Origin of the sequence: Flavivirga rizhaonensis, from assembly GCF_004791695.1 — a bacterium.
Taxonomy (GTDB): Bacteria; Bacteroidota; Bacteroidia; order Flavobacteriales; family Flavobacteriaceae; genus Flavivirga; species Flavivirga rizhaonensis.
The window spans coordinates 22,302-44,758 of sequence record NZ_SRSO01000009.1; the positions used below are offsets into that span (position 1 = coordinate 22,302).

16 protein-coding genes and 1 tRNA gene are annotated in these 22,457 nt (G+C 32.3%); 10 read left to right on the forward strand and 7 right to left on the reverse strand.

Features of this window, described 5'->3' with window-relative positions; translation table 11 throughout:
• Positions 1–35: 35 nt before the first annotated feature.
• The 5 genes from EM932_RS08235 to EM932_RS08255 all read right to left on the reverse strand — a co-directional run bounded on the left by EM932_RS08235 (position 36) and on the right by EM932_RS08255 (position 10,516).
• Entirely contained in the window at positions 36–728 is a 693-nt protein-coding gene (locus tag EM932_RS08235; RefSeq protein ID WP_135876709.1) for a hypothetical protein, read from the reverse strand.
• A 4-nt stretch (positions 729–732) separates the two neighbouring features.
• The gene (locus EM932_RS08240; RefSeq protein WP_135876710.1) at positions 733–3,723 is read right to left on the reverse strand and encodes a beta-galactosidase; all 2,991 of its coding nucleotides are present in this window, start codon (positions 3,721–3,723) and stop codon (positions 733–735) included.
• A 209-nt stretch (positions 3,724–3,932) separates the two neighbouring features.
• Entirely contained in the window at positions 3,933–5,597 is a 1,665-nt protein-coding gene (locus EM932_RS08245) for a hypothetical protein (protein ID WP_135876711.1), read from the reverse strand.
• An 8-nt stretch (positions 5,598–5,605) separates the two neighbouring features.
• Positions 5,606–7,387 carry a RagB/SusD family nutrient uptake outer membrane protein gene (locus tag EM932_RS08250; RefSeq protein ID WP_135876712.1) on the reverse strand — a complete coding sequence of 594 codons (1,782 nt, stop codon included), beginning with the start codon at positions 7,385–7,387 and terminating at the stop codon, positions 5,606–5,608.
• 6 nt (positions 7,388–7,393) lie between these two features.
• Positions 7,394–10,516 carry a SusC/RagA family TonB-linked outer membrane protein gene (locus EM932_RS08255; RefSeq protein ID WP_135876713.1) on the reverse strand — a complete coding sequence of 1,041 codons (3,123 nt, stop codon included), beginning with the start codon at positions 10,514–10,516 and terminating at the stop codon, positions 7,394–7,396.
• 294 nt (positions 10,517–10,810) lie between these two features.
• On the opposite strand from EM932_RS08255, the gene EM932_RS08260 reads away from it, so the two are divergent.
• Positions 10,811–11,962: a helix-turn-helix domain-containing protein gene (locus EM932_RS08260; RefSeq protein WP_135876714.1), complete on the forward strand. Its 1,152-nt coding sequence runs from the start codon at positions 10,811–10,813 to the stop codon at positions 11,960–11,962.
• Between the two features lie 17 nt (positions 11,963–11,979).
• Here EM932_RS08260 and EM932_RS08265 read toward each other — a convergent pair whose 3' ends face one another.
• Positions 11,980–14,625: a glycoside hydrolase family 2 protein gene (locus EM932_RS08265; protein ID WP_135876715.1), complete on the reverse strand. Its 2,646-nt coding sequence runs from the start codon at positions 14,623–14,625 to the stop codon at positions 11,980–11,982.
• Between the two features lie 163 nt (positions 14,626–14,788).
• On the opposite strand from EM932_RS08265, the gene EM932_RS08270 reads away from it, so the two are divergent.
• The 9 genes from EM932_RS08270 (at position 14,789) to EM932_RS08310 (ending at position 21,874) form a co-directional block, all read left to right on the forward strand.
• Positions 14,789–14,873, forward strand: a tRNA-Leu gene (locus EM932_RS08270).
• A 212-nt stretch (positions 14,874–15,085) separates the two neighbouring features.
• Positions 15,086–15,913, forward strand: coding sequence for a sigma-70 family RNA polymerase sigma factor (locus tag EM932_RS08275; protein ID WP_170179760.1), 828 nt, complete (start codon positions 15,086–15,088; stop codon positions 15,911–15,913).
• 61 nt (positions 15,914–15,974) lie between these two features.
• A complete protein-coding gene (locus EM932_RS08280; RefSeq protein WP_135876717.1) occupies positions 15,975–16,592 on the forward strand; it encodes an FMN-dependent NADH-azoreductase in 618 nt (205 codons plus the stop codon).
• 165 nt (positions 16,593–16,757) lie between these two features.
• Positions 16,758–17,273: a cupin domain-containing protein gene (locus tag EM932_RS08285; protein WP_211344267.1), complete on the forward strand. Its 516-nt coding sequence runs from the start codon at positions 16,758–16,760 to the stop codon at positions 17,271–17,273.
• Positions 17,274–17,451: 178 nt separating this feature from the next.
• Complete coding sequence (locus EM932_RS08290; RefSeq protein ID WP_135876718.1) at positions 17,452–18,351, forward strand: MerR family transcriptional regulator; 900 nt, start codon at positions 17,452–17,454, stop codon at positions 18,349–18,351.
• Positions 18,352–18,395: 44 nt separating this feature from the next.
• Positions 18,396–19,865, forward strand: coding sequence for a phytoene desaturase family protein (locus tag EM932_RS08295; protein WP_135876719.1), 1,470 nt, complete (start codon positions 18,396–18,398; stop codon positions 19,863–19,865).
• Positions 19,862–20,701 carry a phytoene/squalene synthase family protein gene (locus EM932_RS08300; RefSeq protein WP_135876720.1) on the forward strand — a complete coding sequence of 280 codons (840 nt, stop codon included), beginning with the start codon at positions 19,862–19,864 and terminating at the stop codon, positions 20,699–20,701. Before EM932_RS08295 ends, EM932_RS08300 begins: the two co-directional genes overlap by 4 nt.
• A 9-nt stretch (positions 20,702–20,710) precedes the next feature.
• A complete protein-coding gene (locus tag EM932_RS08305) occupies positions 20,711–21,160 on the forward strand; it encodes a sterol desaturase family protein (protein ID WP_135876721.1) in 450 nt (149 codons plus the stop codon).
• Positions 21,161–21,163: 3 nt separating this feature from the next.
• Positions 21,164–21,874 (forward strand): lycopene cyclase domain-containing protein, encoded by a 711-nt coding sequence (locus EM932_RS08310; protein WP_135876722.1) that lies wholly within the window; start codon positions 21,164–21,166, stop codon positions 21,872–21,874.
• On the opposite strand, the gene EM932_RS08315 is transcribed toward EM932_RS08310, so the two are convergent.
• Positions 21,852–22,436: a TlpA family protein disulfide reductase gene (locus tag EM932_RS08315; RefSeq protein WP_246040972.1), complete on the reverse strand. Its 585-nt coding sequence runs from the start codon at positions 22,434–22,436 to the stop codon at positions 21,852–21,854. The genes EM932_RS08310 and EM932_RS08315 overlap by 23 nt on opposite strands.
• Positions 22,437–22,457: the final 21 nt, after the last annotated feature.

A 22,457-nucleotide genomic window follows, 5' to 3' on the forward strand; every position in this document is an offset into this window, starting at 1 on the left:
TTCAAAATTTAATTCAATTTATTTAATAATAAAAATCACTGGGTGGAAAAACTCCAAACTTGACCTATAGTTTGACCTCCATTACTATCTTTCACAATAACTTTCCAATAATAATCTGTTGAAGCATTTATATTTACGGTCAAATTATTTTCTCCTTGGTTATCTCCTTCTTTATTAACTGGTGGATTTTCAGTACCAAAAAAAACATCATAAGTTAAAGAATCATCATCTACATCATTGGCTTTCCAGTTCAAATTAACAGTACCACTACTTATAGTAGTATTTAACTCTGGCGATAAGAGTTCTGGCGCAAACGGTAAATGATTTAAACTCCCTTCACCTTCAGTATAAAACTGATAAACAGAAGAGTAATCACTACTTAAGTTTTTACTATCTGTTGCTTTGACCCTCCAATAATAAGCAATTCCTTTATCTAAAGTTACCGTTTTATTGGTATTTGATACTGTAAAGGATTCATCTATTGCCGTAAATCCATTATCCTGCGAGATTTCCAATACATATGAAACCGGATCACCATCAGGATCTGAAGCAGCTTCCCACTGAAAATCTAAAACATTTGTAATGCACAATAAGTTATTTGTTGGATAAGTCAATGTTGACACTTTTGTTGGTGCTTTGTTTTCAGCTTGTGTATCTGAATCATCTCCTCCTCCTGAGCAAGAATACGTCAAAATGCCTATGATTATTAAATATATTACATTCTTCATCAAACTAGTTTTTAATAATTTTAATATTTATAGGTTCATTTAATAATACTTTCGCAAAATAAATTCCAACTGGTTTATCTTTTAAACTTAAATGAACTTTACCTGATTTTACAGGATATACTTTTGAAGAGATTAACTGCGATTGAATATTGTATATATTTACAGTTACCTGTTTTTCTTTAGTTGGTATCATATACTCCACCATTCCTTTTGTTGGATTAGGAAATGCTTTAATATGACCTGAAAAATTAATGGTTTTAGTGAATGCCCCTTCGCATGACTTACTAGATTTTACTTGCATGACATCACCATGATTAACTTCTAAAGAAAAAGAATCAGAATACGTTTCATAAACCAATTCACCATTAACATTAACCGTAAAAGGTGCCGTTCCTTCCTCTATTTCAACTGAAATTTTATTAGCATTATATGAAGATTTTCCTGTGATTTCTGATGCCGATTCAACTTCTAAAGTGTAACATTGATTAAAAGTGTCACCTACAACTGAAATACACAAATCATAAGTTCCTGGAACAATATTTTCCAAGTCCAATTCTTTATTGAAATTTGTACTGGTACCATTAAATGTAACTTCATAGTTTTGTTCTACATCTGCAACAATACTAATCTTCCCATTTTTTTTTTCAGGACAAGTTTCACCATTAACACCTATGGTAAATTGGCTATCTTCAGCTGTTTTCTCTCTTACTTCCAAAAGCAAAACGGCTTCTGGATTCATTTCAAAATTCGCATCTAACTTTTGTCCTGTTAAAAGGTTCTTGCAAATTATGGCATTTGAAGCGCCTTTTAAACCAAGAGTTATTGATGCTTTGGTTTTTCCAATGTTAACTATAGATATAATTTCTTTATCTTCTGAACTCGTATAAGCTCTCCACACACATCCTTTTAAACCTAAATCATTACTTTCAGACAAAGTAATATTAGGAAATCTTTGTTTTGTGTTAGCAACGCTTTTGGCTTTATTAGCAAAATCAGATACATCTGAAGCAGAAATAATTACTCCTCCACTATTGGTATTCAAAGTAGTACTTCGTGTTCTTCCATACTCATCTTTTTTAAGACTCACAGCATCTATAACAACGGTACCTCCTCCATCTAGATATTCTTGTAAAGCATTAAACTCATCATCAGTAACAAAATCCGTTTTATAAACTAGAATAGCATCCCAAAGCGAATTATTTTGCTTTCTAATAATATTTTCTGTGGCGAATCCAATAGAAAGACCATCAAAAAACAACGACTCATATAAATGAAACGTGTCATCCATATTTCCTTCCTTATTGATACCGGTTGTATTTGTATTAAATATTCTAATCGATTTTCTTACATTTTGAAGTGCTGCAATATGTTCAGAATGCGCATTCAAGTCAATAACAGTAGCCTCTAATGCATTGACTGTTCTAGGTTGTTGATTATTTGATCCGGCATATCCTGTTCCTGCTTGAGATCTAATAGACATATTACCATTTCCATCATCCTCTCTAGCCCAAAGCCATGTTTGAATTACATTAAGCCCTTGAATATAAGCTAGCCAATAAGCCATTCTTGTATAAGAAGGTTTTAGGTATAAATCTCTAAACCTAGTTGTTGAAAGAAAGTGTCCCTCTGAATTAAAATTAATACTATTAGGACTTACAGATTTGAAAAAATCATAAGACATGCACATTTCTCTCCACTCAAAATTATAGCGCGACTCCCATTCTTGTTTTGGTCCCCACATATATGAATTATGAGAAGCTGCATCATTACCGATAATAGTACTAAGTTCCGTAAGCGCTTCAAAATCTAACCCATGATCTCTTCTATTACCTGTCCACATGCCAGGTATTAATTTAATATGCACTTTTGCTTCTGGGTCATGTTTATTTATTTCATCTTTCAAAAATTGATACCATTCAGTAACCCTATCCATGTTAAAACGTTGCCAATCATACCATTTAGGAGTGCCTTTGAGTGCTTTTTCAATAGGAATATCTATAGTTATGTCATTAAATGAAGGAAAACTTGTTCCCCACAAAGTATTTAAGTTGGCTATAGAGCCATGTTTTGTTTGTAACCAAGTTTTAAACTTTGCTATTGAATGCTCTGAGACAGGACCCGAAGCCCATACATTATTGGTTCCATCTTTTGTGGTGATAAAATGAGGTTCATTACAAAGCATATAACCTAAATCTGTATATTTTTTGCCCTTCATTAAAGGTACTGTTCCTCCTAAAAGAAAGCTTTGCATTTCACGTGCTCCAGGATTATCTATATCATAACCTGTAAAAGTATCTTCACGCATTCTAAAACCTGGTCCATATTTTGTTTCTGCCCAATCTGGAACTCCTTTATGGTTTAAAAAAATAAATCCAAAAGTACTATTAGTTTTACCGTTTATGTTATTAAGTAATGATGATCTAATTGAACCCGAATCATTAAACACATCTCGAGGTGTCATAAAAACACCATCTTTATTACCAAAAAAATCTGTTAACTTTGGAATAGAAGGTTTCCAGGAATAATCGCTCATAAAAACGGGTTTTCCTTGAAACAAAATTTGATTCCCACTAATAGAAACATCGGTCCAATCCACTTTTGGACTTGGTTTTCTTTTAATTTCGCCACTAATCAATTTATTTGCCGTTTCAATGGCTTCATCCAACATTAAAATAACTTCACTTCGCTCAAAATCTGGAAGGTCATTTGCTAATGTAGAGGCATTACTTTTATAAATTGAGACTTTATTAAAGAAGTCTGTATTAATTGTAATGTTATTTTCGTCCCAATTGGCATATTCTAAAAATACCTGTGCAGTTCTTACTGTCATTTTCTCCTTCAAAACATCAATACCTTTAGTTTCTGCTTGGATAATTAAAGCCTCTAATGCTGAAATTTTATCCAGAGCTGTTTGCTCTAATTGAGCAAAACACGTATGTTGAATACCCAACAAAACAACGAAAACAAATAAGAGTTGTTGTATTTTCTTTTTCATAGTATTTATTTAAAATTTTAATCATTGATTTAAAATAAGAAAAAATAATAACCTTTTTTTACTTTTTGTTACCTTATTTTAATGTAATATAATAATCTCTTCAACACCTTTAATAATCTGTAACATAATTAGTTTTGAAAAGGCTGCCGAACAAACAAACGACAGCCTCATACTAATTAGCTAACTAAAATTAACTAACTCAAACTAAACTATGGTCTTTCTTCTAATAATATTAAAGATAAATCATCCCAATACATGATCTGTTCTCCTGTTACACCAGAGTTGTCTCCAGATGTTACTGATAAATTAATCTGTTGGCCGCTAGGAATATCACTACCCGTTGTAACCACTCTATTTACTTCAACCCATTCACCTCTAGGCAAAGTCTCTAAGTCCCATGAAAACACACCAAAAGGTGACCTTGATGTACTAAAACCTTTCATTGTATTTCCTACCTCCAAATAAACTTGATAAGACATTAAATAACTCCCTGCTGGTATACCATTAGGGCTTGATAGGCTATAACCTTGTAAAGTGATGTTTCTATCAATCCCATTTGGGTTGGAATATCTTAAAGAAGCTGACCCTGATACAAATTTTTCAGTATTTCTAAAAAAATACTCGTTAGGATCATTAGCCCCTCCTGCCCAGTATCCATCTAGACCAGCTTTTCTTGTAATATTTCCTGTTGTAGCAGCTGTTTCAAACCCCCATTTAGGGTTGGTTAAAATATTAGCTCCAAAATTTATTTGTACATCAATGGGTCCAAAACCTTGTAAAACCCTAGTGTCAACAGATTCTATTACATTTCCTGCATAAGCTACTGTTATTTCGTCAGTATTATAAACAGGTTGAGAAAGTACTAAGTCTATTTTCGTAGCATCTGAAGGGTTAATTGTTGCACTCAATACTGGTATCTCTTCATCAAAACTAGCAGCCGTATTAACAACGCGTACGGTAAAACTATCTTCTGCTCCAACAAATGGTTCTATTTCTCCAGTAACACCTATTGTAATAGAATCATCGTTGTTTTGTTTTATGCCACCTGCTTCGTTATAAATAAAGGGTTGCGAGGAAGGGATTACCTCTATAACCAAAGGTATTAATTTTTTAACCCTTTCTCCTGGAAATTCATCCCCTTCTCTTATAGAAGTAATATTACCTGCATTAAAACGACCAAGTGAAAAATAACCAACAGCATTTATAGAATCATTTGAGGACGCAGGTTTCCCTATGGGGTTAACCCATGCTCTTCCCGTTGGTCTATCTTCACTTGTCAAATCAATATAGGTTAGAGCATCTCCAGCTTCTACTTGTATAACTGGCCATGTATCTTTATCTTCAATTGAAATTTCTTCATCTCCAGAGATATTAACAACTTCATTGTCATCTTTATCTAGCACTTTAAAAGCTGGTTTTAACGGCCCAAACACATCAACAGTCCAAACATTTTCTATAACCCAAACACCATTCTCTTGAAATGCAGGAATAGGAACAGCACCTTGATAAGTTACAGAATCTTTAAAGGTATTTCTGAGTTTTACTTCATTAATTCCTGGGTTTAAAAATAATACATGTGCATCTTTATCTGTTGAGACCGTTCCTAACTTATCATTTACGAAAAGTGGTAGTGAATCATTCTCCCCAAACCCTGGGTATAAATATTTATTTCCTTCCTCTATAATAAATTCATGTGATAAGGCACCTTGTGACAAATCTCTAAAGCTTACAGATTGTCCTTGATTGACTACATATGCATTACCAGGACGAATATTAGAAACCCATGTAGCATCCTGAAATTGCTCCGGCAAGGTTTCATCTTCACACCCAAAAACAAGGGTGATTACTAATATTAAATATTTTAAATTTTTCATCTTATTTTCTAATTAATGTTTGGATTTCTCATAACTTCATTTAGTGGTATAGGCAAATAGTCATGGATAATTGGGTCGTAATTATTAGCTGCTTCATCATACTCATAATCTATAGTATTCAAACGAATATTTAAATTAGCACCAGCAGGGTCTGTACTTATTGAAGTGTTTTGCCTATTTCTAGTAGTACCATCCACTCTCTCAACGGTTGCCGCCTTAGCGTAATAGGTTTCATTTGATAATTTATTAAAGTTATCTCCTATTATACCCCATCTTCTTAGATCATTCCAACGTATTTGGTGTCCCTCCATTGACATCTCTAAAGGTTTCTCTATAAACATTAAACGCTCCATAAGACTATTTTCATCATAGCTTTCTAAATCAAAAAGTGAACCAGCCCATTTAGGGTTTACAGGTCCCAACAAACGAAGTGCCCATCTGTGTCTTACTGCATTTATATGCTCTAACGCTCCTGCTACATCTCCTGTTTTTATTAAACATTCTGCTTGCATTAGGTAAACATCTGCTAATCTATTCACTACTATATTTTTCCCTGAAGCCCTTGAGCCTCTAGGGTCTCCCCCTTCGCCAGTGCCTATATCATGATTCGTGTATTTTTTATATCTACCAAAGCCCCAACCATTGTTTCCTAAAACGACTTTATTCCCAGTTAAATCTCCATAATAAGGAGAGTGCGTATCATCAACTATAGCAATCATAGATGATGTCCTTAACGATACAGGACGAAGCGTTAAACCAGATGGAGAATCTGGATCTTCATAAAAGTTTCTTTCATCTGAAGGATCCATTTGATCTGTTTTATAGGCATTGATTAACCATGCAGGTAAGTTAGGCCCTTCATTATTAGTAGTTTTAAGCCCTAATTGATTTGTTAATACATTATCTTGCCATACACCTATATCTGTTCTGTAATCTCTAGTATAGTTTAGTTCAAAAATAGATTCAGCATTAAACTCTCCTGCTGTTGTAAATAATAGACTGGTATCTTCAACTAACTCATAACCGTAATCTGCTGTTACGTTGTTTATAACATCATTAAAGTAAACCATTGCCGTTGTATAATCTTCTTTATACAGGTAACTAGTACCTAGAATAGTGGCCGCTGCTCCTTTTGTAACACGTCCTAAATTTTCATTAGGCGTATCATATCTAGCGGGTAAATTTTCATAAGCATATTCTAAATCTGACCTAAAGAATGCAACAACCTCTTCTGCTGGAGACAATGGAAGATTAAACTCCTCATCCTCAACAGGAACGCGATCTCTTATAATAATACTCCCGTTGTTATATGCTGTGTGCAAATAAAAATGCATTAAACCTCTAAAAAACCTAGCTTGTCCCATCTGCTTTGTCCACTCTTCAAGGGCTTCTTCTCCTAATGTAGATTTTATACGCTCAAGGGCTTCAATAACCTGATTTGCTCTAAAAGCAACCGTGTAACATGCATCCCATTTATTTTGAACTAAACCGCTACTATTATTGTAAGTTTTTTCGTATAATATTTTAAGACCATCTCTATTTGTTACTGGTCTTCCAAAACCTGGCCAGCCTTCATCAGACCTTAAAGATTCATCTAGAATGGACAGTACATTTTCGTGTAACATACTGTTGTAAGTTGCTGCTAAGCCTGTTTCTGTATCTTTTAAATTCTGCCAAAATACGCTTACTGAAAGTTGATTTGGATTTGTCTCGGTCAAGCTATCGTCATCACATGCTATAAAGCACATAATGAAAACTAATAATAATTGTTTAATATGTGAATTTTTCATGCTTTCTTAAAAATTTAAATTTAAACCTAGTAAATACTGCGAAGTGATAGGATAATTCCCTTTGTCTAAACCTCTAGCACTAATACCACCTCCTACTTCTGGATCATAACCAGTATAGTTAGTAAACGTTAATGGATTTTGTGCTGAAACATAAAGCCTAAATCTAGTTAAACCAATACGCTCGGTAAGTTTTTTTGAAAGACTATACCCCAAGGTTACTTGTCTTAAACGTAAATAATCCCCTTTTTCTAACCATAAATCTGTATAACCTCTATAATTAGGGTGGTTTTTAGAAATACCTCTAAATGTTGGTATATTTGAACTTGAATTGACTTCAGACCATTGATAAACTAAATCTTCATGTCTCCCAAATGCAAATGCAGAAGCTTTAGATCCGTTCATAATTTCATGTCCTAATGCCGCATACCAGTTCATAGACAAATCAAATCCTTTATAGTCAAGATTCAAATTATACCCTATTTCATATTCAGGTAAGCCACTTCCCTTATAAACCCTATCAGCTTCACTTATTCTACCATCGTTATTATTGTCCTCATATATCAAATCCCCAAATTTTGCTTGTTCCCCTAAAGCATTATAAGCATCTAGTTCTTCTTGCGTATTTATCACGCCGTTAGTGGTATATAAAAAGAAAGCCCCAGCCTCATAACCTTCTGCTAAAGCTGTAATTGTTGAAAAACCGCCATCTTGACTTACTAGCCCATTATCGTTTGTAAGGATAAATCCACCGTTACCCTCTATCCTTGTGATTTCATTTTTATTGGTTGAAAAAATACCGTTCATTCTAAACTTTAAACCACCAATATTCCCTCTATATCCAGCGCTGACCTCTATCCCCTTATTAGTCATATTACCAATATTCAAAGTTCTTGTAGCTCTACCACTTCCTCCAGCTGAACTTGGAGTTACTATTGGAAATAGCATGTCCCTATTGGTTTTATCATAATATTCTGCAGTAAGGGTCAGTTTGTTTTTGAAAAAGCCTAAATCTATACCTAGATTTGTTTGAATTGATGTTTCCCATTTTACATCACTATTTGCAAAACCTGTTTGAATAGCACCATTAACCAATACATCTGTGCTACCAGTGTTTATATTATTTGTTCCAAAAACGTAGTCAATATTTGGTGTAATTGTAGCATCATATGCATAATCACTAAAGCTTTCATTTCCAACTTCTCCATAAGTCGCTCTAAACTTTGCACTACTTATGGTATTACTTATTGAATTCCAAAATGGTTCATCAGAAATATTCCAGGCAAAGGCGATTGAAGGAAATAGATTTGATCTATTTTCTATACCAAACCTAGATGAAGCATCCCTTCTAACACTAGAACTTAATAAATACTTTCCTTTATATCCATACTGAATACGTCCGATAACCCCTTGTATTCTATGACGAAAATCAGGACCAGATCCTACATTAGGATTTTCGCTGGTACCATTAAGTACCCTAATTGAGTTACTTAAAACATTTGATCTGGAGGCAGAAAACCTTTCTGTATGATAATCTTCAAAGGTCATACCACCAGTAAATGTAAAATCGTGAGTATTATCAATGTTAAAATTGTATGTAGCATAAAGGTCTAAACTATAATTTTTTCGCTTTAGCGCATCATTTCTCACACTACTACTAGTTGCTGGACTCAAGTCTCTTCCATCTGGACTAAAAAATTGACGAAACGGATTAAATCGATGTTCAAATTGATTGGTAGTAGAAAACCCAAACCTAGTGGTTAACCTTAGACCTTTTATTAGATCATAATTCAAACTTAGATTTGTCTGTGTTCTAACATCTTCTCGGGTTCTTTCGTTTTCAAAACTCTCTAACACCCAATTTACCCTGTTTGAATCGTCACCAATTGGTGTGATAATAGCCTCATCTGGACCAACTCCTAATAAATCCTGTCTATTGGGTTGATATCTAATAATTTGCCCCACTAGCACGCCAGGAGTAAATTCTCTTTCTTCTGAAATAACAGAAACATTAGCTCTTACTTCAAGTTTTTTGTGCTTATAAGTTGTGTTAGCTCTAATATTAAACCTATCAAAACTAGAATTTACTAAAGTTCCTTTATTACTAAACAAACCTGTTGTAACACTATAGGTTATATCATCTGTCCCTCCAGAAATATTCACAGAGTAATCTTGTACTGGTTGGTCATCAATAACTATATAATCAAACAAATCGGTATCATTCTGAAGCTTATTTGGTGATAAACGAATAATATCAATTTCATCGTCAGGACGAACATTTGTTTGACTAGTCCTAGCACCTGATAACTCAAAATACGTTTGTTGATTTGCATTCATTAAACGTGTCGTTTCACCGTTAAGCCTTTTAATACCATAACTAGCACTAGCTCTAACTGATAAAGAACCAGCTTTACCTTGCTTAGTTGTTATTAAAATAACTCCAGCAGCACCACGTGTACCATAAATTGCTGTGGATGCGGCATCTTTTAAAACATCTATAGATTCAATTTCATTAGGACTAATTCCAGGATCTCTTTCTTGTATTAATCCGTCAACAACATAAAGCGGGGAATTACTCCCAGAAATTGTAGTGATACCTCTAATTAGAATTTCAGCTTGAGCTCCTGGTTGTCCTGAGCTAGAAATCACATTTACCCCAGCCAATTGACCTTGCAATGCTGTACCTAAATCTGAAGTCACAATTTGCTCTATATCCTCTGCCTTAACACTCGATACAGCACCTGTAACTTCTTTCTTCTTTACTTGGCCGTAACCGATTACAATAACCTCATCTAAATCCTCTAAGGAAGAAGACATTGAAACACTAATTTGATTACTAACTATCTTTACATCCTTATCTTCCATGCCCAAATAGCTGAAACTCAAAACATCGCCTATCTTGGCGTCAATGGTGAAATTACCATCAAAATCTGATACGGCTCCTGTACTAGAACCCTTTACTATAACTGCTACACCAGGAATAGGCAACCCATCCCCTGCATTGGTTACAGTACCATTAATTGTTGTTTTTTGTGATTGTGCATTGGCACAAAAACTTACTGAGAAAATAAAAGTAAATAGCCACAATTTAGCTAAAGACTTTACCCTCTTTTGTCTTTTGTTTAATCTCATTTAAGTATTAGTTTATTTAGTTATTATTATAAAGATTCTTTTAAGTAATTTGATAATTTGAATTACTCAAAAACCCTTTAAGTATTTTTAATTTCTTCCAACCTTTTTAGTAAAATGAAACGAGTGATTGTGAGTAGTCAACATTCAATTTGAAGTGGTCAATTTCAAATAAAAGAAATTAAAAACATGTTTTAAAATTAGTTAATAAAAGACATTAATGTTATATTTAACGGCTGTTTAACGGTATTTGTAACCGTTAATTTTTTAGCAAATTCTCACAAAAACTAAAAACAAATGCTTTCTAAAGAAAAAAAACTACAGATTTGTGATAACATTACAAATAGTGACGTTTTTAAAAAAGCACCTAAGAGTTCTGCCCTACTTAAATACCTTGTTAAATCAACTTTGGCAGGAAACTATTTAAAAGAAGATATTATAGACCTTGAATTCTTCGGAGAAAAAGATAATTTAAACAATTCGAGCCCTAGAATAAGGGTTAACATTTATAATCTTCGAAAAAAAATAGACAACTATTATGAAACCGAAGGCGCAAATGCCACTTGGAGGCTTTGTATTGATAAAGGACAGTATAGTGTAAGTTTTGAGAAACAAGATTTACGAAAAACGAAGTTTAGAAATGTTAGATTAAAGCAAATACTACCTTATATTTTATTATTACTTGTATCTCTTTTTTATATCATTTCAAACTCTAAATCTAAACCTCCAAAATTATGGGGCTCCTACTTTAAAAGTGACAAAAAAAAATCAATACTTGTTATAGCCGATTTCTTTGGCATGCAAGGTAAAACTGTAACTGGTAGACATGGCTGGGTTAGGGATTATAGCATTAATTCTTCAGAAGAATACTACGAATTAATCGAGGATAAACCTGAATTAAAAGAAACTATCCAGCCAGCTCATTACCATTTTACAACAAGCATGGGAGCAGAAGCCACTCATTACATTTCAAAACTATTTTACAATCACAACTTTGATTTTGATGTACGTTTTACTTCTAATACTTCTGTAGTAGATTTGAAAAAATGGAACCTAATTTTTGTAGGTCCTTTTTTAAACAAAGACAAGTTTATATCACTTTTTAATGACTTCAATCCTTATTTTAAGTTAGAAGGAGAAAAACTACTACTAGAGAGGCATCCAAAACTGAAGGACACAATCTTTACTACATATTTCAAAGGTGAAGACAGAGATTTTTCAATAGTTTCCAGATTTAAAGGTCCTAATAAAAATGAATGTTTTTTATTCTTTTCAAATCATGACATAGGTGTAAAAGCGACTGTTGAACACTTTACAAATAAAGATTCTCTAGATGTTTTCAACAAAAAATATATGAGTGAAAAAGAAAACTTTACGGCTCTTTATGAGGTTAATGGAAAAGAAAGAACAAATCTTGGTTTAAAAAATATAATGGTAGTACCTTTTTAAACCAAGGCTATTTTTACCTAGTCCTCTTCCTTTTTAGGGTTACTTCTTAATTCCATAAACGCCTGGTTTTCTCCAACTAACTCTAACCTTAATGCTCTAACTTCTCTTTGTAATGCCTTCACGTCTGTAGGTAAATCATCATTATCGTATTTTCGCTCCTCGATCATTACCATATCCTTATTACCAACTTTAGAATACTTCATATAATTATCATTATAATACAGCGGTATTCTTACTGGTTTTGATTCAAAAGTTATTTCGTCCGATTCTAAACCATTTACATAGGCTTTTACCTTAATAGTTCCTGGTTGAGTTGATGCTCTAATTAACGCCGTAGCAATCCCAAAAGATGATTTGGCTGGGTTACCAAAGTTCTTAATTCCCCCAATAACCTGAGCAGGTCCTTCAACCTCAAAGTAAACATATTCTTCGGACAATACTTTCTTTACACCTCTCTTATCAACTATCGTTGCTCTAATAGGAACAAAATCAGAACCATCTGCTATTAAATCTAAGCCTTCGTCATCTATACTTAATTTTAGTTTTTCTGAACGTTGGGCATATACCTTTACCTCTTCAATGACTTCTTTACCATTAACAAAACCTTTAGCTATCATTTTTGAAGGTAAACTTCTTTCTTCTTTAGTTCTATGTTTCAACTGTTTCAAATTAAAAATATCTTTAAAAACAAAGGGAGGGTGGGGCAAACCACTATATATAGAATCTTTAGAAGGTTTCATAGTACCATAATCTTTACCCATCCAAGTTAACTGTATTTCATCACAATTACTGTAAATAATTATGTCTTCAGAAGATAACTGAGTTAATTCATTAACGATATAAAGCATTGGACCAGTATTAATTCCTTCAAGTTTATAGTTTGGGTCATACTGGCTTTGATACAAATAATAGGTGTAACGAGGCAACCTGGCAACGTTTAAATGTCCTCCCCAAAAAGGGTCTGGATGATACCCTCTTTGATGATCTATACCAGCCCACATAGCTCCTCCAATACGTATCTTATCAGTCTTAAATCTTGCTGACAATTCTTTAGCTTGCCGCAATGATTGATCTATCATGGCTTTTTCTCCCCACTCTCTCTTCACCCTAACTACTGAGTTTTGGGAATACCAATCATCCACTTCATAACCATCTCCAAACTCACGGTTAAAAGAGTTTACTTTTTTATCATGACCATGATAGTACACATCTAACCCTCCTTTTTTAGCTTCTTCATAATCTGTAACCGTAAACATTCCAGGAAATGGATATTCGGAATGCGCTGCTTTATGCATATTATTCATAACATGACCAGGTTGAGAGGGTGTTTCATTTAATGCCGTTTCCCAAAGTAAGATTGATGGTCTGTTTCTATCTTTTCTAACTAAATTACGGGAGTCTTCGTACAGTCTGTCTTCAAATATTTTTTCTTTGAAATTAAAAAAGTGCCAACCAGGATTAGCACTAGTGGTTATCATACCTAGCTCATCACAAGCGTCATAAAATGCATCATCTTGAGGATAATGTCCTACTCTTATAATACCACTACCACCTTCCCTTAGCAGTTTAACGTCCCTATAATGTGACGAATTTGGTAAGGCATTCCCAACATATACATAATCTTGGTGACGATTAACTCCAATTAATTTTTTTCCAATATATTTCTTATTAACAAACAAGCCGTCTGGCCCTTTCATTTCATACAAACGAATACCTATCCTTGTTCGCATTTGGTCAACTACTTTTCCATTTACCAAAATATCCGTTCTTAGGTAATGTAAATAAGGATTATCGGGATACCATAAACGTACATCATCTACGGTAAATCGCTTTTTTAATTGCCTACTTTTATTTGGCTGCAATTTAAAATTCTGTTCTACTGTTTTAAGAACCTTCTTATTTGCATCCTCTAAGCTAGATTTTACAGTAATAAATTGTGACCTATTCGTTTCATTAACTACTTCTGTTCTTACTTCTAATTTTGCTTTATTTTCATCTACATTTAAAGTCCCAACAAAAACACCTCCTCCTGCCACGGTATTACTTAATTCTGGTAATGTTACATGTATATTATTCGTTTTTATTAAAAAAACATCTCTATAAATACCTCCTAAATAGCTAAAGTCTAACCCTGATTGATTTTTACCTGGGGGATACAATGTACTATCACTATTGTCTGCCATTACAGCAATAACATTTTTATCTTCTTCATTCAAAACACCAGTAATATCTATAGCAAAAGGCAAATACCCACCATAATGCTCAGCTACTTGCTTACCGTTAACCCATACTCTTGCCTCTCCCATAACGGCTTCAAAATACAAAAACACTTTACCATTTAAGTCTTCTTTTTCTACAGCAAATTCTTTCCTGTACCAAGCTTTTCCTTGATAATTTCTACCTCCACTAGCATTTTCAGGCAATATCTCTAATCCATGTGGCAGATTTACTCCTACCCAATTTGAATCGTCAAAATCTTTAGTTTCAGCAGCTTCTACATCTCCTTTATAAAAGCGCCAACCTGGGTTAAAGTTAAAAACCTTTCTATTACTATTCTCCACTTCAAAAAAGCCAGCTGTAGAAAATGATTTCTGACAATGAACTTTATTTGCACCTAAGAGTAGTATTATAAAAATTAATTGAACTAATACAGGTTGCTTCATTTTTACGCCTATTTTGATTTTTAAATCTCAAATATGAATTAAACTCTGGTAAAAAACAACTTTCAAGTGCTATATACCGTATTTGTAACTGATAAGTAACGGTTAAAAAACACAAATTTCCTTATGTCACACATAAAACTTCTGTATATTTACGCGCTGAAAAGCGCACGTGGCGGAATTGGTAGACGCGCTGGCTTGAGGGGCCAGTATCCGTTTAGGATGTGGAAGTTCGAATCTTCTCGTGCGCACAATTAGTTTTAATAAATCCTAGGACTATTATTTAGTTTCGCTCAATTTATTTTTCTGGAAATAAAAATTTCTTGAAAACACTAACCACAAAGCTAATCATAGCAATATTTCAGATAAAAAAACAAAAAGTCTTTTGGAATTTAATTTATTTAAAATGTCACGTTTTTATCGCACTATTTGTCATACTCTATAGAACATTACAAATTTAACATTGAAAAATTACCAGAATATACTATTCCCTTATGCTTATAATATTTTGGGCTCTGTTGAAGATGCTAAAGATGCTATACAGGATGTTTTAATCAAACATCTTTCAATTAACAAAGACCACATAGAAAATGATATTGGTTACTTAGTCAAATCGGTTATAAATCAATCTATCAATATAAAAAAGAGACGTAGCAAAATAACCAGTAACAGGTTATGGCTACCTGAGCCATTATCTACCGAAACTGCAGACAATAATATTGACAGCGAGGAAATCATATCATATTCCATACTTGTTCTTTTAGAAAAATTAACAGCAAGCGAGCGTGCCGTTTTTATCTTAAAAGAAGCTTTTGATTATCCACATAAAGACATCGCAAAAACCATTGACATTACCATTGAAAACTCTCGAAAATTATTAAGTAGGGGGAAAACTAAGTTAGCCAATTACCAAACAACAAACCTTAGTTATTCTGCTCCCTTGCCTTCTTACATGGAAAGTTACATTCAAACAATTAAAAATGGTGATATGAAACGTTTGGAGAAAATGCTTTCTGAAGACATTTCATTACATGCAGATGGTGGAGAAAACATTAAAGTTGTAAGAGAGTTAACAGTCGGAAAATCTGCCTCTTTAAAGTTATTATTTTATGTATATAAAACCTATCTGGAATTATTATCGATCAAGATCACGCAAATTAATCATCAACCGGCTTTATTGTTTTATAATAAAGACATTTTAATTAATTGTCAGGTGTTTGATTTCGAAAATAATAAAATAAAAAGCATATTTTCTATCGTAGACCCCAATAAATTAAAACTACTTTTTTAATAGACCTGTCACGTTTTCCTTATCTGTTTTGTCATTCTATTGAAATTAAAAAAATCAATAAATGAAAACATTATTAAGAATAGATTGTAGCTCCAGAACTAAAGGGTCACACTCTAGAACATTAGCTGACTACTTTGAGGAAAATTGGAAGGCTGCTAATCCAAAAAGCACCATTATTTACAGAGATTTAGCAAAACACGTGTTACCACACATTCAAAACAATACGATTGAAGGATTTTACACGCCTATTGAGCATATGTCTCCTCAAATTAAAGAGGCTACTGCTTTATCCGATGAATTAATAGATGAATTAAAATCTGTAGATGACATCCTAATTAGTAGTCCTTTATATAATCTAAATATTCCATCTAACCTCAAAGCGTATTTAGATCAAGTAGTAAGAATTGGACATACGTTTAATATTAATGAAAAAGGTTATTACGGTTTATTAGAAGGCAAACTAGCTTACCTAATAACTGTTAAAGGAGGTGTATATAAAGGTACTTTTATGGAACCGTATGATTTTCAAGAACCCTATTTAAAAGCCATCCTTGGACATATGGGTATAAAAATCCAGGAATTATTTTCACTTGAAGGATCAGCAGATCAGCAAACTTTAAAACAAAACAAGGTCATGGTAGAAAGCACAATTGATCAATCATTCAATGAACTCGTTTAAACTTTTTCTATTTCCTAAAAAATGGCCGAAATTTACCCATATTTTGTTACTTTTCTTATGCGTAGCTCTGCTATGCCTTGCAAAAAGTGCCTCATCTGAATAAATTTCATCTCATTTTCGGTTAAAAACAAAAAGTTTAAACGAGTTCAATAAATAAAACAAAATATGATGATTGCAAAAGAAAATTATTTTGAAGATGAATTGGAGAATAAAGCATCTATAATTAAAGCTAATGAAGGAGAAAAGCTTGAATTAAATACCATTTCAATTACATTTAAAGTTACTAGTGAGATCTCTAACGATCAATTAGGTATTTATGAGATTTCCCTCCCTCCTATGGCTATAGGTGCAAAACTACACTATCACAGGTATATGGACGAAACCTTTATAGTTAATGAAGGCATTTTAACCATTCAAGTTTCAGATAAAGAATATAATGCGGAGCCAGGAACCATTGTTTATGTCCCTCGATTTACTCCACATGGATTTAGAAATGATACGAATGAAACTGTAAAATTGACATTGGTTTTCAACCCATCTCAAAAACGTGAAGGCTTTTTTAAAGGCTTATATGAAACATTAAATAGTGTTCCTATTGATCCAGAAAAATATTTAAAACTATATAATAAATATGATAGTTTTCCTGTAGACATTTCTAATATGATACCAATAAGAGAATAAAAAAGGATATATTAGTAATAGTGACTTAAATTAAAACCTAAATCACTATTACTAATATATTTTTGATTTACTATCCTCAATAATTATCTATCTACCCCACAAATTTGATTAGTTTTTTAATTTTTTAGCACTTTGTAGATTAATTTATGTAATTTTGTTTAACTTAAATTAAAAATTAATGAACAACATAAAGGTTAACTTTAGTATAAAAGACTTAGAAAACCTTACAGGCATTAAAGCTCATACTATACGCATTTGGGAAAAACGTTATAACTTATTACGCCCAAATAGATCGGACACCAACATTAGAAATTATAGCTTAGCTAGTTTTCAAAAGCTATTAAATATATCATACTTAAATAATAACGGATTAAAAATTTCAAAAATTGCCAATCTAAAAGAAGAAGAAATCCCTATTAAGGTTAGGGAAATTGCATCTCGAGCTAGAGTTGAAGATCATGCTATCAATGCATTAAAAATGGCCATGATTAATTTTGATCAGGTACTATTTTATAGCACCTATAATAATTTGCTAGAAACTAAATCTTTTAGTGAAATTTTCTATACTGTCTTTTTACCTCTCTTAAATGAAATAGGACTTCTGTGGCAAACCAATACCATTACGCCAGCTCACGAGCATTTTTTATCTATTCATATAAAACAAAAGATTCTCTTAAACACTGAGAGACTACAAATTTTGGAACCTAAACCTGTTTCTAAAACCTATGTGTTATTTTTACCTGATAACGAAATTCATGATATTGGCCTTTTGTTTATCAATTATCAATTAAGAAGTAAAGGTTACCATACTATTTTTCTTGGAGAAAGCGTTCCTATGGAAAGTCTTACAGATTTGCTAGAATTTTTTGATGAAATTACCTTTATATCCTACTTTACAGTTCACCCTACAGAACAAGAGATTCCTGGTTACATTAATAAATTTAATGAGACACTATTAAACAAAGAAAATACAAAGCTTTTATTGCTAGGTAAAAAAGTGTCTGATTACAACCTTTCTGAACTTCCAGAGAAAATAAGTATATTTAATTCAATAGAAAATTTAGTTAAAGATTTATAAAGGCTTTTATTTTGTTTAACTTTTAACTATATTTGTTAAACAATATGAAATCAACTGCAAATATAATAGGTTCTGGATTTTCGTCTTTAGCTGCTTCGTGCTACTTAGCAAAAGCCGGATATGATGTTACTATTTTTGAAAAGAACAAAACTATTGGAGGAAGAGCCAGACAGCTTATAAAAGATGGGTTTACTTTTGATATAGGACCAACGTGGTACTGGATGCCTGACGTTTTTGAACGTTTTTTTTTAGATTTTGACAAGTCCCCAGAAGACTATTATTCCTTAGAAAAATTAAACCCTGCCTATAGTGTATATTTTGGTAAAGATGATTTTATTACTATAGAAGACACCTTAGAAAAAATAACTATTGCTTTTGAAAAAGAAGAGCCAGGAAGCTCAAAAAAACTTAAAAAGTTTATTAATCAAGCAAAAAGCAACTACGATATAGCTATTAAAGATCTGGTTTATAATCCAGGTGTCTCTCCGTTAGAATTAGTAACCTTTACAACTCTTAAAAAGTTTGATCAATTTTTTAGCAATATAAAAAGAGATGTTAGAAAAGAATTTAAGAGTGAAAAACTTATTAAAATTCTTGAGTTTCCGGTTTTGTTTTTAGGTGCAAAACCAAGTGATACACCATCTTTTTATAGTTTTATGAACTATGCAGATTTTGGACTGGGTACATTTCACCCTAAAAAAGGCATGTATGAAGTGATTCTAGCTATGGAAAAACTGGCTAAAGAATTAGGAGTCGCTATCAAAACCGATTCCCCAATAGAAAAAATTGTTGTAAAAAATGGAGAATACAAAGAACTTGTTTCAAATGGAAAAGCATATACGTCTAACATCGTTGTAAGTGGTGCTGATTATCACCACACCGAAACGCTTTTAGATAAGCCCTATAGGCAATATTCAGAAAACTATTGGAACAAAAGAACGTTTGCACCTTCTTCCCTCTTATTTTATGTTGGATTTGATAAAAAACTAAAAAACGTCAATCATCATACACTCTTTTTTGATGTCGACTTTGATGTTCATGCAGAAGCTATTTATGATCATCCGAAGTGGCCAGAAAATCCATTATTTTATGCTAGTTTCCCAAGTAAAACAGATTTAAATTCCGCTCCAGAAGGAAAAGAGGCTGCTATTTTTTTGATTCCATTAGCTCCAGGGTTAAATGACTCTCCAGAGTTAAGAGAAGTCTTTTTTGATAAAATTATAAACCGTTTTGAAAGTCTAACCTCTCAAAATGTAAAAAAACATATTATCTTTAAAGAGAGTTTTTGTATTAACGATTTTATTAATGATTACAATTCGTACAAAGGAAATGCATACGGAATGGCAAATACGTTAACGCAAACGGCTTTTTTAAGACCAAAATTAAAAAGTAAAAAAGTGAAAAACTTGTTTTTTACTGGTCAATTAACTGTACCTGGTCCTGGAGTGCCTCCTTCATTAATATCAGGAAAATTAGTAGCAGATTTAGTAACAAAATACCATCACTCATTATGAAATTATTATTTGATACGGTCTCTTATAATTGTAGCAAACTTGTCACAAACACATATAGCACATCTTTTTCTTTAGCTACAAAAATGCTTTCTAAATCTATTAGAATGGATATTTACAATATTTACGGCTTTGTTCGTTTTGCTGATGAGATTGTTGATTCTTTCCATGACTATAATAAAGAGCTGCTATTTAATAAATTTTCTGACGATTTAGAACTTGCACTAAAAGACAAAATTAGTTTAAACCCTATACTTAACTCTTTTCAACATACATTCCATAAATATAGTTTAGACAAAAGTTTAGTAGATGCTTTTATGAAAAGCATGCGTATGGATTTACACAAAACTAAATATCTTACAGAAGAAGAATACAGAGCTTATATTTATGGATCTGCTGATGTCGTGGGACTCATGTGCTTAAAAGTTTTTGTAAAAGGGGACTATATTAAATATAAAGCACTTAAAAATACTGCTATGTCATTAGGCTCAGCTTTTCAAAAAGTAAATTTTTTAAGAGACTTGAAAGCCGACCATGATGATTTAAACAGAACTTATTTCCCTAAAACGGATTTAAACAATTTAGATGAAACTGCTAAACAAAATATTATAGACGATATAGAAACAGACTTTGCAAAAGGTTTAAGTGGTATAAAAAAATTACCTATAGAAGCCAAATTTGGTGTTTTTATGGCATATAGGTACTATCGTCAATTATTAAAAAAGTTGAAAAAGACTCCAGCTTTACAAATAAAAAATACCAGAATACGAGTTTCTAACCCCAAAAAAATAGAACTTTTAATGCGAAGTTATGTAAAGTATCAATTAAATTTAATGTAATTTTATAATATGCATACGGTATATTGGATATTGATTTTTTTAGGGACTTATTGTTTTATGGAGTTCATGGCTTGGTTTACACATAAATATGTGATGCATGGCTTTTTATGGTCTTTACACAAAGATCACCACCAAAAAGATCATGATAGCTGGTTTGAGCGAAACGACGCTTTCTTCTTATTTTATGCTGTTGTTAGTATTGCTTTTTTCTTGCTATGGAAACACACAAGTTTTTGGGCAGGTTTGCCAATAGGTATAGGTATATTTGTTTACGGTTTATCTTATTTCATGGTGCATGATATCTTTATACATCAGCGTTTTAAGTTATTTAGAAATGCCAATAATTGGTATGCTAAAGGCGTAAGGCGTGCCCATAAAATGCATCATAAACATTTAGGTAAAAAAGATGGAGAATGTTTTGGAATGCTGTTTGTTCCCTTTAAATACTTCAAAAAGTAATAGATGAATTATTTATATCTGTTACTAAATTTAGGATCTTTATCTGTTCCTTTTTTATTTAGTTTCCACCCTAAGCTAATGTTTTACAAACGCTGGAAATCTTTATTTATAGGCCTCTTAATAAGCATGTCCATATTTATTCCCTGGGACATTATCTTTACTATAAATGGTATTTGGGGGTTTAATCAAGATTATTTTCTGGGTCTCAAGATATTTTCTTTACCTATAGAAGAATGGCTTTTTTTTATATGCATCCCCTACGCTTGTACTTTTACACACTATGCGTTATTGTATTATTTCCCAAATCTAAAATTACCACAGACAACAGCTAAAACTATTAGCTACTTACTTATATTTTTATTATTAATAATTTCAATTTATAATAGTAGTAAATGGTACACATTTATAAATTTTGTACTAGCAACTATTTTAATTGCCATTGTAATAAAAAAGAATCCTGATTTATTAAGCAGTTTCTACCTAACATTTTTAGTAATGCTTATACCTTTTTTTATAGTAAATGGTATATTAACCGGTAGTTTTATTTCTAATGAAGTTGTTTGGTATAATAATTCAGAAAATTTGAATATTAGATTATTTACAATTCCAATTGAAGATACCATATATGCATTTTCTCTTATTCTCTTGAATTTATTTATAATGACTCGTTTTGAGAATGAAAGAAAGCTTTCTATTTCAGCAAGTCATCAATAGCACTTCTAACTGTATCACTATTCCAATTTGCAGCGCCGTTTTTATCAATTATAATATGGCCTTGAGTATCAATTAAAAATGTTCGTGGAATACTTGTAACATCAAAAGGCTCTGGATACTTAGTTAATGGGTTATACACTTTAAAAGTATAGCCGTTTTTATTTAAAAATTGATTGATTACTGTGTGATCTTCATTAGAAACAAAGACAAATTCAACTTTATCCTTATAATCATTGTAAAGCGATTGCATACTAGGCATTTCTGCGATACATGGTGGACACCAGGTTGCCCAAAAATTCACTAAAACAACACGTCCTTTTATTTGATCAAAATCTAAAGTTCCACCTTGGTCATCTTTAAGCCTCCAATCATAATTTATCAAACTTGCTTGTTTCTCATTACTGATTACCGATGGACCAAAAAGTGCCAGCCCTTTATGCAATAGTATTTGTATAGGTTGTCTGGTTTGTGGAATAATTAAAATAGCAATAATGACTAGGTATATAAGATTCTTTAAGCTATTTTTTTTTCTTCTTCTTAACATATATAAATTAAAAGGCATAGTTTCTATGTCGAAACTATG

Excerpts from the sequence above, each read along its gene's own strand:
- EM932_RS08235 (WP_135876709.1), bottom strand. The coding sequence starts at position 728 with ATGAAGAATGTAATATATTTAATAATCATAGGCATTTTGACGTATTCT.
- EM932_RS08240 (WP_135876710.1), bottom strand. The coding sequence starts at position 3,723 with ATGAAAAAGAAAATACAACAACTCTTATTTGTTTTCGTTGTTTTGTTG.
- EM932_RS08245 (WP_135876711.1), bottom strand. The coding sequence starts at position 5,597 with ATGAAAAATTTAAAATATTTAATATTAGTAATCACCCTTGTTTTTGGG.
- EM932_RS08250 (WP_135876712.1), bottom strand. The coding sequence starts at position 7,387 with ATGAAAAATTCACATATTAAACAATTATTATTAGTTTTCATTATGTGC.
- EM932_RS08255 (WP_135876713.1), bottom strand. The coding sequence starts at position 10,516 with ATGAGATTAAACAAAAGACAAAAGAGGGTAAAGTCTTTAGCTAAATTG.
- EM932_RS08260 (WP_135876714.1), top strand. The coding sequence starts at position 10,811 with ATGCTTTCTAAAGAAAAAAAACTACAGATTTGTGATAACATTACAAAT.
- EM932_RS08265 (WP_135876715.1), bottom strand. The coding sequence starts at position 14,625 with ATGAAGCAACCTGTATTAGTTCAATTAATTTTTATAATACTACTCTTA.
- EM932_RS08280 (WP_135876717.1), top strand. The coding sequence starts at position 15,975 with ATGAAAACATTATTAAGAATAGATTGTAGCTCCAGAACTAAAGGGTCA.
- EM932_RS08285 (WP_211344267.1), top strand. The coding sequence starts at position 16,758 with ATGATGATTGCAAAAGAAAATTATTTTGAAGATGAATTGGAGAATAAA.
- EM932_RS08290 (WP_135876718.1), top strand. The coding sequence starts at position 17,452 with ATGAACAACATAAAGGTTAACTTTAGTATAAAAGACTTAGAAAACCTT.
- EM932_RS08295 (WP_135876719.1), top strand. The coding sequence starts at position 18,396 with ATGAAATCAACTGCAAATATAATAGGTTCTGGATTTTCGTCTTTAGCT.
- EM932_RS08300 (WP_135876720.1), top strand. The coding sequence starts at position 19,862 with ATGAAATTATTATTTGATACGGTCTCTTATAATTGTAGCAAACTTGTC.
- EM932_RS08305 (WP_135876721.1), top strand. The coding sequence starts at position 20,711 with ATGCATACGGTATATTGGATATTGATTTTTTTAGGGACTTATTGTTTT.
- EM932_RS08310 (WP_135876722.1), top strand. The coding sequence starts at position 21,164 with ATGAATTATTTATATCTGTTACTAAATTTAGGATCTTTATCTGTTCCT.
- EM932_RS08315 (WP_246040972.1), bottom strand. The coding sequence starts at position 22,436 with ATGCCTTTTAATTTATATATGTTAAGAAGAAGAAAAAAAAATAGCTTA.